The organism is Bradyrhizobium sp. CCBAU 25360, from assembly GCF_028128695.1.
Taxonomy (GTDB): domain Bacteria; phylum Pseudomonadota; class Alphaproteobacteria; order Rhizobiales; family Xanthobacteraceae; genus Bradyrhizobium; species Bradyrhizobium ottawaense.
The window spans coordinates 658493-674070 of the sequence record NZ_LBJA01000045.1; the positions used below are offsets into that span (position 1 = coordinate 658493).

At 65.4% G+C, this 15578-nt stretch carries 13 protein-coding genes; 10 read left to right on the top strand and 3 right to left on the bottom strand.

What is annotated here, in order from left to right; translation table 11 throughout:
• The first annotated feature begins 31 nt into the window (after positions 1–31).
• Positions 32–1033, top strand: coding sequence for a class II fructose-bisphosphatase (gene glpX, locus XH81_RS37325; protein WP_018323059.1), 1002 nt, complete (start codon positions 32–34; stop codon positions 1031–1033).
• A 144-nt stretch (positions 1034–1177) separates the two neighbouring features.
• A complete protein-coding gene (locus XH81_RS37330) occupies positions 1178–1897 on the top strand; it encodes a haloacid dehalogenase type II (protein ID WP_028144800.1) in 720 nt (239 codons plus the stop codon).
• A 32-nt stretch (positions 1898–1929) separates the two neighbouring features.
• Here the strand turns inward: XH81_RS37330 and XH81_RS37335 are convergent, their stop codons facing one another.
• Positions 1930–2583 carry a TetR/AcrR family transcriptional regulator gene (locus XH81_RS37335; protein WP_028144799.1) on the bottom strand — a complete coding sequence of 218 codons (654 nt, stop codon included), beginning with the start codon at positions 2581–2583 and terminating at the stop codon, positions 1930–1932.
• Between the two features lie 176 nt (positions 2584–2759).
• On the opposite strand from XH81_RS37335, the gene XH81_RS37340 reads away from it, so the two are divergent.
• The gene (locus XH81_RS37340) at positions 2760–3962 is read left to right on the top strand and encodes an efflux RND transporter periplasmic adaptor subunit (protein WP_049801653.1); all 1203 of its coding nucleotides are present in this window, start codon (positions 2760–2762) and stop codon (positions 3960–3962) included.
• Positions 3963–3967: 5 nt separating this feature from the next.
• Positions 3968–7114, top strand: coding sequence for an efflux RND transporter permease subunit (locus XH81_RS37345; protein ID WP_028144797.1), 3147 nt, complete (start codon positions 3968–3970; stop codon positions 7112–7114).
• Positions 7115–7161: 47 nt separating this feature from the next.
• Here the strand turns inward: XH81_RS37345 and XH81_RS37350 are convergent, their stop codons facing one another.
• Together XH81_RS37350 and XH81_RS37355 are read right to left on the bottom strand one after the other, a co-directional pair.
• Positions 7162–8133 (bottom strand): MBL fold metallo-hydrolase, encoded by a 972-nt coding sequence (locus XH81_RS37350; protein ID WP_028144796.1) that lies wholly within the window; start codon positions 8131–8133, stop codon positions 7162–7164.
• Between the two features lie 222 nt (positions 8134–8355).
• Positions 8356–9021, bottom strand: a complete 666-nt coding sequence (locus tag XH81_RS37355) for a GntR family transcriptional regulator (protein WP_028144795.1) — start codon at positions 9019–9021, stop codon at positions 8356–8358.
• A gap of 121 nt (positions 9022–9142) precedes the next feature.
• Here XH81_RS37355 and XH81_RS37360 point away from each other — a divergent pair, with 121 nt between their 5' ends.
• The 6 genes from XH81_RS37360 to XH81_RS37385 all read left to right on the top strand — a co-directional run bounded on the left by XH81_RS37360 (position 9143) and on the right by XH81_RS37385 (position 15574).
• Complete coding sequence (locus tag XH81_RS37360; protein WP_028144794.1) at positions 9143–9937, top strand: enoyl-CoA hydratase/isomerase family protein; 795 nt, start codon at positions 9143–9145, stop codon at positions 9935–9937.
• 10 nt (positions 9938–9947) lie between these two features.
• Positions 9948–11207 carry a CaiB/BaiF CoA transferase family protein gene (locus XH81_RS37365; RefSeq protein ID WP_028144793.1) on the top strand — a complete coding sequence of 420 codons (1260 nt, stop codon included), beginning with the start codon at positions 9948–9950 and terminating at the stop codon, positions 11205–11207.
• 50 nt (positions 11208–11257) lie between these two features.
• Entirely contained in the window at positions 11258–12247 is a 990-nt protein-coding gene (locus tag XH81_RS37370) for a Bug family tripartite tricarboxylate transporter substrate binding protein (RefSeq protein WP_028144792.1), read from the top strand.
• 297 nt (positions 12248–12544) lie between these two features.
• Entirely contained in the window at positions 12545–13027 is a 483-nt protein-coding gene (locus XH81_RS37375; RefSeq protein ID WP_028144791.1) for a tripartite tricarboxylate transporter TctB family protein, read from the top strand.
• Between the two features lie 10 nt (positions 13028–13037).
• Positions 13038–14573 (top strand): tripartite tricarboxylate transporter permease, encoded by a 1536-nt coding sequence (locus tag XH81_RS37380; RefSeq protein WP_028144790.1) that lies wholly within the window; start codon positions 13038–13040, stop codon positions 14571–14573.
• Positions 14570–15574, top strand: a complete 1005-nt coding sequence (locus XH81_RS37385) for a 4-hydroxythreonine-4-phosphate dehydrogenase PdxA (protein WP_028144789.1) — start codon at positions 14570–14572, stop codon at positions 15572–15574. Before XH81_RS37380 ends, XH81_RS37385 begins: the two co-directional genes overlap by 4 nt.
• Positions 15575–15578: the final 4 nt, after the last annotated feature.

The following is a 15578-nucleotide window of genomic DNA, read 5'->3' on the forward strand; positions in this document are numbered from 1 at the left end:
CTGTCCAAAACCGTTTCGAAGGAGTGAGCCGATGTCGACCCATATTTCAGTCCCCCCGCACGCGTTGCTCGAGCGCATCCTCACGCTGGAGATCGTGCGGGTGACGGAGCGGGCGGCGGTGTCGTCGGCGCGGCTGCGCGGGCACGGCAACGAGAAAGCGGCCGACCAGGCTGCGGTGGATGCGATGCGCCGCGAGCTCAACAAGCTCCCGATCGAGGGCACCATCGTGATCGGCGAGGGCGAGCGCGACGAGGCGCCGATGCTCTTCATCGGCGAGAAGGTCGGCCTGAACGCCGGCCCGCAGGTCGACATCGCGGTCGATCCGCTCGAAGGCACCACGCTGTGCGCCAAGAACATGCCGGGCTCGATTGCCACCATGGCGATGGCCGACGGCGGTACGCTGCTGCACGCCCCCGACGTCTACATGCAGAAGCTCGCGATCGGGCCGGGCTACAACAAGGGCGTCGTCGATCTCGATGCAACGCCGGCCGACAACGTCCGCCGTCTCGCCAAGGCCAAGGGTGTCCAGCCCGACGGCATCACGGTTCTGGTGCTCGATCGTCCGCGCCATGCCAGCATCATCGAGAGCGTGCGCTCGACCGGCGCCGCCGTGCGCCTGATCACCGACGGCGACGTGGCCGGCGTGATCCATTGCGCCGACCCCGATAACACCGGCGTCGACATGTATCTCGGCACCGGCGGCGCGCCGGAAGGCGTGCTCGCGGCCGTGGCGCTGCGCTGCATCGGCGGCCAGATGCAGTGCCGTCTCATCCTCGATTCCGACGAGAAGCGTGAACGCGCCGCCAAGATGGGCGTCAACGATCCCAAGATGATCTACGGCATCGAGGACATGGCGCGCGGCGACTGCCTGTTCGCCGCCACCGGCGTCACCACGGGCTCGCTGCTCTCGGGCGTCAAATTTCGCAAGGACGGCGTGATCGAGACCGAGACGGTGGTGATGCGTTCGGTCACCGGCACCGTGCGCTACATCAAGGCCGAGCATCGCGAGCTTGCGAAGTTCCATCTGGACTAAGTGGGGCATAACAACTGCCCGTCATTCCGGGGCGACGCAAAGCGTCGAGCCCGGAATCCATAACCACGATCGGGAGTATGGATTCCGGGCCTGCGCCTAACGGCGCATCCCGGAATGACAACAAGAACAATCACGGGAAGCGCCATGTCCGAACTCTCCGCCGTCAAAGCCCTTGTCTTCGACGTCTTCGGCACGGTTGTGGACTGGCGCACCAGCCTCATCACCGACTTCATGTGGTGGAGCAGGCAGCGCGGCATCAGTGCCGACTGGACGGCGCTCGTCGACGGCTGGCGCGGCATGTACATGGCCTCGATGGACGATGTGCGCAAACATCCCGAGCGCGGCTATGTCATGCTGGATGATCTGCACCGCCGCTCGCTAGAGAAGCTGGTCGCGCAGTTCGCGATCAAGGGCCTCACTGACGCCGATCTCGATTATCTCACCAAGGGCTGGCATCGCCTCAATCCCTGGCCAGACAGCGTCGCGGGCCTCACCCGGCTGAAGTCGAAATTCGTGATCTCGCCGCTATCGAACGGCAATGTCGCGCTGCTCACCAACATGGCGAAGTTTGCCGGCCTGCCGTGGGATCTCGTCATGTCGGCCGAGCTGTTCGAGCACTACAAGCCCGATCCGGAAACCTATCTGGGCGCAGCAAGGCTGCTCTGCCTCAAGCCGGAGGAGGTGATGATGGTCGCCGCCCACAACGGCGATCTCGCGGCGGCGCAGAAGAACGGCCTGAAGACCGCGTTCGTCGCACGGCCGACGGAGTACGGTCCGCTCCAGAAGGTCGATTTCGAAGCCACCGGCAAGTGGGACATCGTCGCCAAGGACTTTGGCGGGATCGCCGATAGGCTCGGCTGCTGACCTTCTTCCAAGCCGAGCGAGGCGGCTCACGCTTATTCGTCGGCCGCACAGAAGGTTGCAATGGCAAGATCGATCCGCCGGTCCAGGGCGCGGCGATTGAACTTGAATGCGGTGTCTGTCAGCAGCCTGAAATGATCGTGGCTGAACACCATGCCGAACAGCATTTCGGCAATGAGGCGGAGCGGCACGCCCTCAAAACGGGGCTCCAGGCGAACTGCCTTCAGTAGCTCGACGATATGCTCCGTGCCGCTTTCCATGATGACCTCGGCGAACATACGCCCCAGCTCCGGGGACGCCTGACGTTCACCGATGATCAAACGCTGCAGGGCGATCTCGCCAGGCGACAGCGCGACGTTGGCCGCCTCGCGCAGCATGTTTCGAAGCCGGATCACTGGTGATCCTTCCGAAGGGGTGTCTGCGTAATCGGCTTCCGGCAAGCTGCGCAGCAGCATGGCGCGGAACAGCTCGGTCTTGCTCTCGAACAATTTGTAGAGCGTCTTCTTCGACATCCCGGCGGCACCGGCGATGTCGTCCATCGTCGTCGCGGCAAACCCTTTGCTGGTGAAGGTGTCCTTCGCCGCCGCCAGCAATTGCCTCATGCGAGCGTCGGGGGCGGGGCCCACGGTCGGCTTGGTCCGCTCCGACGGCGGAGCAATGCGCCTCTGACTGCTGGCTTCTTTCGCCATGGACGTACCCGCTTGAATTTGAGCTGCTTCACGACTGCTTGAACGCCGTTGTGCAGGCAGCCTAGCACTTGACTTCAGGGAAGGAAACTACCAAGTTTCCCAATGGAAACTGAATAGTTTCCAAATGTTTCCGCGCGATGCCCTTCAGGGGCCGCAACTTACCCATGGATCGTCTCATGCGTTCCCCGATCGTCCGCGCTGTTCCCTTGATTGCCCTGCTGCTTGCCGCTTGCGGGGAGCAGAACCCGCAAGCGGCATTGCAGCAGATGGTGCCAGAGGTCGGCATCATGACCCTGAAACCGCAGGAAGCGAAGATCTCGACGGTGCTGCCGGGCCGCGTCGTCGCCTACCAGGTTTCCGAGGTCCGGCCGCAGGTCACGGGCATTCTGCTCAAGCGCGACTTCGTGGAAGGCGCCGAGGTCAGGGAAGGCGACCTGCTCTATGAGATCGATCCGGTGCAGTACAAGGCGGGCTTGGCCAGCGCCGAGGCCGCGGTGCAGAGGTCGGAGGCAACGCTCGTCAGCGTCAAGCTCAAGGCCGCGCGCAAGACCCAGCTTCTGCAAACCAATGCGGCGAGCCAGCAGGATGTCGACGATGCGGTCGCCGCCTACAAGCAGGGCGAGGCCGACGTGAAGGCGGCGGAGGCCAACCGCGACACGGCTGCGATCTCGCTGGATCGCACCAAGGTCACGGCCTCGATCTCGGGCCGGATCGGCAAGTCGAGCATCACGCCCGGTGCGCTGGTCACCGCCAGCCAGGCGACCGCGATGACGACGATCCAGCAGCTCGACCCTGTCTATGTCGACCTCGATCAGTCGACCTCCGAGATGGAACGCCTGCGCAACCAGATCGCCAGTGGCCGGCTTAAGCGTCCTGCCGAAGGCGTGCAGGTCGAGCTCTTGATGGAGAGCGGCAGGGCTTACGGCCACAAGGGCAAGTACGGCTTCACCGATGCCAGTGTCAACGAGAGCACCGGCTCGGTCTCGTCGCGCGCGGTCTTCGCCAATCCCGAGCGGGCGCTGCTGCCGGGCATGTATGTGCGCGCCCGCGTCGTCGCCGGCGTGGACACGGCCGCGATCCTGGTGCCGCAGCGGGCGGTCTCGCGTAATCCGCTGGGGCAGGCGGTGGCGATGTTCGTCGACAAGGACGGCAAGGTCGAGCAGCGGACGCTGGAACTCGGAGAGGACGTCGGCAGCAACTGGCTGGTGCGCTCCGGCGCCAAGGCGGGCGACCGCCTGGTCGTCGAGGGAACGCAGAAGGCTCGCCCCGGCGCGCCGGTCAAGACCGTCGAGGTCGCGGTCGATCCCGCAACCGGTCTTGCCGTGAATCCGACGCGGCAGGCCGACGCGCGGCCTGCAGCCGCCACAGCCGAGCAGTAACCGTCATGTCCCATTTCTTCATCAAGCGGCCGATCTTCGCCTGGGTCATCGCCATCCTGATCATGCTGGGCGGCGTGCTCGCGATCATGCGGCTGCCGATCGCGCAATATCCGCAGATCGCGCCGACCGTCGTCACGATCACGGCGACCTATCCCGGCGCCAATGCCGAGACCGCGGAGAACTCGGTGACCAAGGTCATCGAGCAGAACATGACCGGTCTCGACTATCTGCAATACATGTCGTCGTCGAGCACCTCGACGGGCCAAGTGCAGATCTCGCTGACCTTCACCAACGGGGCCGATGCCGACATCGCCCAGGTGCAGGTGCAGAACAAGCTGCAGCTTGCAACTCCGCTGCTGCCGCAGGTCGTGCAGCAGCAGGGCATCAAGGTCGTGAAGTCCTCGGCGAGCTTCTTGATGGTGCTGGGTTTCGTCTCCGAGGACGGTCGGCTTGCCGCCAGCGACATCGCCGACTACGTGGCCTCCTCGGTCAACGATCCGATCAGTCGCGTTGCCGGCGTCGGGCAGGTGACGTTGTTCGGCGCCGAATACGCCATGCGCATCTGGCTCGATCCCGACAAGCTGGCCAAATACAATCTGATGCCCAGCGACGTGACCGCGGCGATCCAGACCCAGAACACGCAGGTGACCGCCGGCCAGCTCGGCGGCCTGCCGTCTGTCGGCGGCCAGCAGCTCAATGCCACCATCACCTCGCAGAGCCGCCTGCAGACGGTCGAGCAATTCAAGGACATCATCCTGCGCACGGCCACGACCGGTCAGACGGTCCGTATCGGCGACGTCGCGCGGGTCGAGCTCGGTTCGAAGTCCTATGATTCCGCCGCGCGCTACAACGGCAAGCCGGCCGCGGGCATGGGCATCAGCCTTGCGACCGGCGCCAATGCGGTCGCGACCTCGGAAGCGGTGAAGGCGCGCGTTGCCCAGCTCAGCGCCACCATGCCGGAGGGGCTCCGCGTCGTCTACCCCTACGACACCACGCCCTTCGTCAAGCTGTCGATCGAGAAGGTGATCCACACGCTGTTCGAGGCGATCGCGCTGGTTTTCGTCGTGATGTTCGTGTTCCTGCAGAGCTGGCGCGCCACCATCATTCCGACCATTGCCGTGCCGGTGGTGCTGCTCGGGACCTTCGGCGTGCTCTCGCTCGCCGGCTATTCCATCAATACGCTGACGATGTTCGCGATGGTGCTGGCGATCGGCCTCCTGGTCGACGATGCCATCGTCGTGGTCGAAAACGTCGAGCGCGTGATGGCCGAGGAGCAGCTTAGCCCGCGCGAGGCGACCGAGAAATCCATGCGCGAGATCACCGGGGCCCTGGTCGGGATCGGCGTCGTGCTCTCGGCCGTCTTCATCCCGATGGCGTTCTTCAACGGCTCGGTCGGCATCATCTACCGGCAGTTCGCGCTCACCATCGTCACGGCGATGCTGCTGTCGGTGCTGGTCGCGCTGATCCTGACGCCGGCGCTGTGCGTCACCATCCTGAAGCCGCCGCAACACCATGGCGCGCAACGCGGCTTCTTCGGCCTGTTCAACCGCGGCTTCGACCGCATGGCCGACGGCTATCAGCGCACCGCGGGCGCCGCGATCAGGCGCGTCGCCGGGGTGATGATCGCCTTCGCGGCGATCGTCGCCGGCATGGTCTTGCTGTTCCAGCGGCTGCCGAGCTCGTTCCTGCCCGACGAGGACCAGGGCACGATCATGACCCTGATCCAGCTCCCGGTCGGCGCGACGTCGACGCGCACGCTCGACGTGATCAAGCAGGTCGAGCATCAATATCTCGACAACGAGAAGGATGCCGTCGACGGCGTGTTCGCGGTCAGCGGCTTCAGCTTCGCGGGGCAGGGGCAGAATGTCGGCCTCGCCTTCGTCAGCCTGAAGCCGTTCGACGAGCGCAAGAGTCCTGCGGCCTCGGCGCAGGCCGTGGCCGGCCGTGCCATGGGGGCGTTCATGAAAATCCGCGACGCCATGGTGTTCGCGGTGCTGCCGCCGTCGATCCCCGGCTTCGGCAATGCCGGCGGATTCGACGTCTATCTCCAGGACACCGGCGGCAACGGTCACGAGGCGCTGATCCAGGCGCGCAACCAGCTGCTCGGGCAGCTCGCGGCGGACAAGCGCGTGGCGCAGGCCCGGCCGAACGGTCAGGACGATACGCCGCAATTCAACCTCGACGTCGACCAGGCCAAGGCCACCGCGCTCGGCGTCAACCTCAGCGATCTCAACACCACATTGTCGGCGGCCTGGGGCGGGGCCTATGTCAACGACTTCATCGACCGCGGCCGCGTCAAGCAGGTCTATGTGCAGAGCGATGCGCCGTTCCGCATGGATACCAGCGACATCGGCCGCTGGTATGTGCGCAACGCCTCGGGCTCGATGGTGCCGTTCTCGGCGGTCGCTACCGATCGCTGGAGCTTTGGCTCGCCGCGCCTCGAGCGCTACAACGGCGTTGCCGCCGTCGAGTTGCAGGGGCAGGCGGGGCCGGGCATCAGCTCGGGCGTTGCCATGCAGGCGGTGGAGGAGCAGATGGCCAGGCTGCCCAAGGGCTATGGCCACGAATGGACCGGATTGTCGTTCCAGGAACGGCTCACCGGCAGCCAGACGCTGTATCTCTATTCGATCTCGCTGCTGATCGTCTTCCTGAGCCTTGCGGCACTCTACGAGAGCTGGTCCGTCCCATTCGCGGTGATGCTGACGGTGCCGATCGGCGTGCTCGGCGCGCTGCTCGCGGCGACGCTGTTCAGCCAGGCCAACGACGTCTATTTCCAGGTCGGTCTGCTCACGACGATCGGCCTCGCCTCGAAGAACGCGATCCTGATCGTCGAATTCGCGCTGGAGCAGATCGCGGCCGGCCGGAGCCTCGTCGATGCCACCCTGCACGCGTCACGTCAGCGCCTGCGCCCGATCCTGATGACCTCGCTCGCCTTCATCCTCGGCGTGTTGCCGCTGGCGGTGGCGACCGGCGCCGGCTCGGCCAGCCAGAATGCGGTCGGCATCGGCGTCGCCGGCGGCATGATCGCGGCGACCGTGCTCGGCATCTTCTTCGTGCCAGCGCTGTTCGTGCTGGTGAAGCGGATATTCCCCGGTGCCCGGGCGGACGTCGCCACCTCGAATCTTCCTGGGGTCGCGGAGCCCGCGGAATAGGAGCAGTCATGGTCCGGGCGGCGCACGCGCCGCCCGGACCTGACGAGCTACAAGGTCATCTGCATCGGTTCGGGATAATAGTGGAAGCCTTCACCGGCCTTGGCGACATGGCCGTAGCCCGGCCAGGCGAAGTGATAGGACATCACCGGGGTCTTGTTGGCCGCAAGCATCGTCAGCAGTTTGACGCGCGATTCCGCGGCCTGCTTCGGATCGGTGTCGTAGGAGAATTCCATGCGCGGCCGCTCGAGCAGCAGCACGGAATGGTGCGAGAGGTCGCCGAGGAAGGCGAAGGACTTGCCGGCCGACGACACCAAGAAGATGGTGTGGCCGACGGTGTGACCGGGCGCGGAGATCGCCTGCACGCCCGGCAGGAATTCCTGGCCGTCCTTGAAGAACACGATCCGGTCACGGACCGGCAGCAGGTTCTTGCGGGCGTGAACGACGAAGTCCTTGGCCGGACTGCCGAGCTTGCCTTCGTCGGTCCAGAAGTCGAAATCGGTCTGCGAGATGTAGATCTGCGCGTTCGGAAACAGCGGCTTGCCGCCTTCGTCGACGATGCCTCCGATATGGTCGATATGGGCATGCGAGCACACGACGGCATCGATGTCCCCCGGCTTGATGCCGGCCTCGGTCATGCTCTTCTGTTGCCGGCCGGTGCTGGCGCCGAACATCTTCGATGAGCCCATGCCGGTATCGAACAGGATGAGCTTGTCGCCGGTGTTCACGATCGGCGAGTTCTGTTCGAGCACGACGTTGTCCGGCGACAGGAAATTGTCCGCCAGCATCTTCTTCACCTCTTCCTTGGGAACGCCGGTGAAGGTTCCGGAGGGATCGCCGAGCGGCAGCGGCCCGTCGGACACGACGGTGACCTCGGCATCGCCGAGAACGAAGCGGTGCCAGTAGGGCGTCTGGGTGCCGAGCTTGGGAGCCCGCGCCATCGCGCTGGTGCCGAGCATGGCGCTGGCACCAAGGCCAGCTCCGAGCGCGAGTAGGGATCGACGGGAGACATCGATTGTCATGCGTTTCCTCCGCTTTTGTCTTTTGTTTTGCGCGATTGTTCGCGCGTTGGGACCGGCCTGATCGGGCCACGCGGCCGCAGGTCGGCAGAGAAGTATGCTGCTCCGGCCGCGACAAGCTAGCAAGTGGAATTAGTGCGCAGATTCACGCGGAGCGAGAACGAGCTGCCGGGCGGGAAGGCCACGTGTGACGCACTCACTGGCCAGGACAACGCGAATTGCGCCTTACGCAATTTTCAGCGTGAGATCGTTCCCTTCCGTCTCGGCAAAACCCGCCTGGAAGACCTCTTCGCGCTTGTGGCGGAGATGCGCGCGCAAAATGTGGGAGAGGCCGAGGCCGTCGCGGCGCTGGAGCGCGTTCAGGATGGCGTCATGCTCCTTCACGGCGAGCGCCCAGCGCTGCGGCGTCATCGGCGTGACGTAGCGCGCGCGCCGGATGCGCGCTGTCACTGATGTGTAGAGCCCCGCGAGCACGGGATTTCCGGCTGCGGTGACGATGGCCTCGTGGATGGCGCGATTGCCGCGGTAGTACTGGATCAGATCGCCGTCGCGATAATGCAGCACCATGGCCGCATGCGCGGCGGCGATCTCGTCGATCTCGGCGTCCGTGATGCGTTCGCAGGCGAGCTCGCCGGCGAGGGCCTCCAGGCCCTGGCAGACCTCGAACAGGTCGCGCATGTCCTTGTCGGTCAGCTTTGCCGCGCGCGAGCCGCGATGCGGCAGCAACTGCACGAGGCCTTCGGCGGCCAGCACCTTGAGTGCCTCGCGCAGCGGCGTGCGCGAGATCTCGAGCCGTTCACATAGCTCGCGTTCGGGAATCCGCGCGCCAGGCGGAATTTCGCCATCGAGCAGGATGGCCCGGATACGGCCGACGACGTCCTCGTGAAGCATGGGGGGACTAGCACTCCAATTTGAATGCAAAACTGGGGTATTCGATCGATATTTCGAAGTTCCAGCTTGCTAATCGCAGATTTTGCATTCAAAAATGTAAAAAACAAGAGGATATGAGGAAATGGACCGGGCGGTAGGGGCAGACGACCTCGTTTTTGAATGCAACGACGGCATCGGGCGGATCACCTTCAACCGCCCCCAGGCCCGCAACGCCTTCACTTTCGCCATGTACGAGCGGCTCGCCGCGATCTGCGAAGAGGCCAACAGCGATCATGCGATCAAGGTGCTGGTGCTGCGCGGGGCCGGCGACAAGGCGTTCGCCGCGGGCACCGACATCAACCAGTTCCGCGAGTTCAAGTCGCCGCAGGATGCGATCGACTACGAGAACCGTATCGATCGCGTCCTGACCACGCTCGAACAGTGCCGGGTGCCGACCATCGCGGCGATCAACGGGTTCTGCACCGGCGGAGGCGCCGGCATCGCCGCGGCCTGCGACCTGCGCATCGGCACACGCAGTGCCCAGATTGGATTCCCCATCGCCCGGACGCTCGGCAATTGCCTGTCGATGTCCAATGTCGGCCGTCTCACCGCACTCATCGGCGCCGCGCGCGTCAAGGACCTGATCTTCACCGCACGTCTTGTCGATGCCACGGAGGCGGCGAGCGTCGGACTGCTCGGCGAGATCGTCGAGGATCTTGCTGCGCTGGACCGGCGCGCCGACGAAGTGGCCCGGCTCGTCGCCAGTCATGCGCCGCTGACGCTGAATGCGACCAAGCAGGCGGTCGGCCGGCTGCAACAGCGGCTGACGGGAGACGAAGGCGAGGATCTCATCCTGATGTGCTACACGAGCCAGGATTTTCGCGAAGGGCTCGATGCTTTCCTCAACAAGCGCGCGCCGCAATGGCGCGGCCAATAGGACGGGCCCGATGCAAAGCGATCGATCGCAATCCAATTCTCGCCGTTCGGGACCGCTTGCCGGCCTCAGGGTCGTCGACCTCACCCATGTCATGGCCGGGCCGACCTGCACCCTGATGCTCGCCGACATGGGCGCCGACGTCATCAAGATCGAGAAATCGCCGAACGGCGACGACACCCGCCATTCGGTACCGCCGAAGATCGGCGAGGAGGCGGCCTCCTTCCTGATGATGAACCGCAACAAGCGCGGCATCGTGCTGGATCTGAAGACCGAAGGCGGCAAGCAGGTGCTACGGCGGCTGATCGCTGATGCCGACGTGCTGGTCGAGAACTTTGCGCCGGGCGCGATGGAGCGCCTCGGCTTCGGCTACGAGGCGCTGCACGAGCAATTCCCGGCGCTGATCTACTGCTCGCTGTCGGGCTTCGGCCGCACCGGTCCCTACAAGCACCGCCGCGGCTTCGACCTCGTCGCGCAGGCCATGAGCGGCATCATGAGCTTTACCGGCGAACGCCCCGACGGTCCGCCGGTCAAATGCGGCCCGCCGCTCTCGGACATCACCGCCGGCCTGCTCGCCAGCATGGGCATCCTCGCAGCCTATACACATCGCCTCAAGACCGGCGAGGGGCAGTGGGTCGAGACCTCGCTCTATGAGGCCGCCCTGGTGCAAACCTATTGGCAATCGACCATCGCGCTCGCCGCGGGGACCGCGCCGCGCGCGATGGGCTCGGCCCATCCGCTCAATGCGCCGTACCAGGCGTTCGAGGCTTCCGACGGCTGGCTCGTGGTCGGCGGCGCCAACAAGAAGCACTGGCTCTTGATGCTGGAAGCCCTTGGCGCCAGCGAACTCGCCGCCGATCCGCGCTTCGTCACCGGGGCCGACCGCATGGCAAATCTGAAAGTGCTCGAAGCGGTCCTGAGCGAGCGCTTTCGCACCCGGTCGCGAGCGCACTGGCTCGCGGCACTGGACGAGAAGGGCGTGCCGTGCGGACCGGTGCATGACATGCTGGAGGCGCTCAGGGATCCCCAGACGCTGGCGCGCGAGATGGTCGTCGAGGTCGAGCATTCCACGCTCGGCCCGGTGAAGACGATCGGTCTGCCCGTCAAGTTTTCGGAGACCCCAGGCAAAGTCCTCTCGGGCGCGCCGGTCTATGGTGAGCATACGAGCGAGGTGCTGGCCGAGTACGGGTTCGACCAGAAGCAAATCGAAGCGCTCGAAAAAGAAGGCGCAATCGTCTTAGGCGCAGGAAGACGCGAGGAACGCGTCGCCTGACCGGGCGTCGATACGACAACGATAAAAGGCAAGATCCGCTGGAGGAAATCATGGGTCGGACGTCGATATTCTTCTCCGCAGCCGCGACGATGCTCGCCGGCACGATGCCGGCGCTCAGCGCCTGGCAACCGCAAAAGCCGATCGAGTTCGTGGCCACCGCCGGACCGGGCGGCGGGACCGACAATCTCGCCCGCGCGGTGCAGAACATCATCACCAAGCACAAGCTGACGGAGCAGCCGATCGTCGTCGTCAACAAGGGCGGCGGCAGCGGCGCGGAAGGCTATGTCTATGGCAAGGCCTCCGCCGGCGATCCCTACAAGGTGATTTTCGGCACCTCGAACGCCTGGCAGCAGCCGCTCGTCTCCAAGGTCGCCTTCAACTACACCGATCTCACCCCCGTAGCGGCGATGGCGCAGGACGAGTTTTTGCTCTGGGTCAAGCAGGACGCGCCTTACAAAACGGCGGGTGACTATCTGAAGGCGGCCGGATCGGGCGAGTTCAAGATGGGCGGCGCCCAGTCGAAGGACACCGACGAGGTGCTGACGCGCATGATCGAGAAGGCCGGCAAGGTCAAGCTGACCTATATCCCCTTCAAGAGCGGCGCCGAGACCGCCGTGCAGCTCGCCGGCGGACATCTCGATTCTCACGTCAACAATCCCAGCGAAAGCCTCGGGCAATGGCGCGGCGGCACGCAGCGGCCGCTCTGCGTTTTCAGCCCGAAGCGGCTGCCGCAGGGCGCCAAGGTCACCGCGACCGAAGGCTGGGGCGATGTTCCGACCTGCGTCGAGCAAGGGCTCGACATCAAGCAATATGAGCAGCCGCGCACCGTGTGGCTGCCCGGCAAGGTCACGCCGGACCAGGCCGCGTTCTATGTCGACCTCATGAAGAAGGTGCAGGCGACGCCGGAGTGGAAGGACTACATCGAGAAGACGTCCCAGGTCGACACCTTCCTGACGGGTGCCGAGTTCGACAAGTTCATCAAGGAGGATCTCGAGCACGTCAAGCAGGTGGCGGGCGAGCAGGGCTGGCTCGTCAAGTGAGGCGGGGCGCATGCAGCGGGGGTGACGATGTGGGCAGGGCTTCCCGCAGCATGTCGACCATCATGCCAAATCCGCCGCTGTCGTCCCTGCCTAGCGCGCAATTGCGCGCGGAGGCGCAGGGACCCATACCGCGTGATCTGTCGAGAAGTGTCGGTCGCTGTACCGACGTGACCTTGAGTCTTCGTCAAATTCCTCCCTGGGGTTATGGGTCCCTGCGTTCGCAGGGACGACACCGAGCGCCGGGGAAGGATGCGTGGCTACAGCGGGCAATTGCCCGACCTCTGAGCGGAGCCCCCCATGATCTCGCGCCGCGCGCTTGAACTTGCGACCGCCGTCCTCACCGGCGGCTTCGGTGTCGCCGTCGTCGTCTCCAGCTTCGACAACGGCATCGGCTGGTCGAGCGCGGGCGTCGATGCCGGCACGTTTCCGTTCCTGACCGGCATCGTCATCGTGCTCGGCAGCCTCTACAACCTGGTGCGGGGCGTGTTGCCGGTTGCGTCCCTGGCAAACGTTCCCATCGCGATCACGTCGATCGAGCTGCGCCGGCTTGCCGGCCTGTTCGTGCCGGCCGCGATCTTCGTGGCCGCGATCCCGCTCGCCGGGATGTACGTCGCCTCGGCGCTCTATGTCTTCGCGGTGCTGGCGATCCCCAGACATCAATCGGTGCCGCGCGCGCTGGGGATGGCGGCGGCGACGGCGCTCGCGCTCTACGTCGTGTTCGAGCGCATGTTCCAGGTGAGCTTGCCGCACGGCGCGCTCGCAGCCGCCTTCGGGTTCTGACGGAGGGCCGATGGACAATCTCGGGGAACTCCTCCACGGCTTCAGCATCGCGGTCACCGTGCCGCATCTGGTGCTGATGGTCGTCGGCGTGCTGCTCGGCATTCTCGTCGGCGTGCTGCCGGGGCTGGGTGCGCCGAACGGGGTGTCGCTGCTCCTGCCGCTGACCTTCGGCATGCAGCCGGTGTCGGCGATCATTTTGCTCTCCAGCATGTATTGGGGGGCGCTATTCGGCGGCTCGGTCACCTCGATCCTGTTCAACATTCCCGGCGAGCCGTCGTCGGTTGCGACCACCTTCGACGGCTATCCGATGGCGCGTGACGGAAGGCCGACCACGGCGCTCGCCACCGCCTTCGGCTCGGCCGCGTTCGGCGCGCTGATCGGCGTCATCCTGATTACCTTCCTCGCGTCCTGGGTGGCGCAGGTCGCGCTCGCCTTCGGGCCGGCGGAATACTTTGCCGTCTACTTCCTGGCCTTTGCCAGCTTCGTCGGCATGGGCGGCGCCGCGCCGATCAAGACCCTCGTGGCGCTGGCGATCGGCTTTGCGATCGCCGCGATCGGCATCGACACCGTCTCCGGCAGCGTCCGCCTCACCATGGGCGTCGACGAGCTCGTCAAGGGCGTGAGCTTCGTCGTCGCGGTGATGGGCCTGTTCGGCATCGGCGAACTGCTGGTTGCGGTCGAAGAGGAATTCCACGCCCGCGCGGTGTCCTCGAAGATCGACTGGCGCGAGGTGCTCCGCGCGGTCGGCCGCCTGCCGCGGCATGGCGTTGCCTTGCTGCGCAGCGCCGCAATCGGCTGCTGGATGGGGATCACCCCGGGCGGGCCGACCGCGGCGTCCTTCATGAGCTATGGCATCGCCCGCCGCTTCTCGCGCCGCGGCCGCTATTTCGGCACCGGAGAGGTCGAAGGCATCATCTCGCCGGAGACGGCTGACCATGCAGCCGGCACTAGCGCGCTGCTGCCGATGCTTTCGCTCGGCATTCCCGGCTCGGCGACCGCGGCCGTCATGATGGGCGGGCTGATGATCTGGGGCCTCAATCCCGGGCCGATGCTCTTCGTCGACCAGAAGGACTTTGTCTGGGGCCTGATCGCCTCGATGTATGTCGGCAACATCGTCGCCGTCGCCTTGGTGCTGCTGACCGTACCGGTGTTTGCCGCCTTGATGCGGATTCCCTTCGTGGTCATCGCCCCGCTGATCGTCATCATCTGCGTCGTCGGCGCCTATTCGGTGTCGAACTCCTATCTCGATGTCGTCATGATGCTCGGCTTCGGAATCGTCGGCTATCTCTTCAAGAAGCTGTTCTATCCCTTGGCCCCGCTGGTGCTCGCGATCGTCATCGGCGACAAGGCCGAGGATGCGTTCCGGCAGTCGATGCTGATGTCGAAGGGATCGCTCGGGATCTTCGTTGCGAACAAGCTGGTGACATGCCTGATCATGGCCGGCATCGCGCTGCTGCTGCTTCCGCTCGCGTTGCAGCTCGCGCGTCTCTGGCGCAAGCCCGCCCCCGCGACCGAAACGACCGCCCAGGAGAAGGTGATCATATGACCGCAAAGCCGCTGATTGCATTGGCAATGGGAGATCCCGCCGGCATCAGCCCGGAGCTGACGGCCAAGCTGGTGGCGCAGGATGACATCCGCGCGGGCTGCCGGCTCGTCGTGATCGGTGACCGCCGCATCTTCGAGGAGGGCGCGCGCATTGCCGGCGTCAAGCCGGCGCTGAAGATGGTCGAGCAAGGGGCCGATCTTCGCGCGGCGGAGGGCGAGGCGCTGTTCGTCGATCTCGGCCATCTCAATCCCAAGGAGGTCGAGCCGAAGACCGCGACCCTTGCCGGCGGAAAATTTGCGCTGACGAACTACAAGCACGCGCTCGAGCTCGGCCGCGACGGCCGCGTCGAGGCGGTCTGCTTCACCCCCTTCAACAAGCAGGCGATGCGGCTTGCCCGCGCCGAGTACGACGACGAGATCGCGTTTTCGGCCGAAGTGGTCGGCCTCAAGACCGCGGCGAGCGAGTTCAACGTGCTGGACCGGCTGTGGAACGCGCGAGTCACCTCCCATATTCCGCTGAGGGACGTTGCTGCAAAGTTGTCCAGCGAACGCATCCATCGTGCGCTCCAGCTGACCGATGCCTGCATGCGCAACGCCGGTTTCGCGCGGCCGCGCATCGCCGTCGCCGGTCTCAATCCGCACGCGGGCGATGGCGGAAATTTCGGCCGCGAGGAGATCGATATCATTGCGCCCGTGGTCGCGGCCGGCCAGCGCGAGGGCATCGCCGCGGAGGGACCGTTTCCCGCCGACACCGTCTTCCTGCGCGCCAAGGGCGGCGCCTTCGATGCCGTGCTGACGATGTATCACGACCAGGGCCAGATCGCGATGAAGCTGATGGGCTTCGACCGCGGCGTCACCTTGCTCGGCGGCTTTCCATTCCCGATCTGCACGCCAGCGCACGGGACGGCTTACGACATTGCCGGGCAAGGCGTCGCGTCGATCGGAGCCAGCCGGGCCGCGTTGCTGCTCGCCGCGGGGATGGCCGCGCGGCGCGCCGCCTGATTGC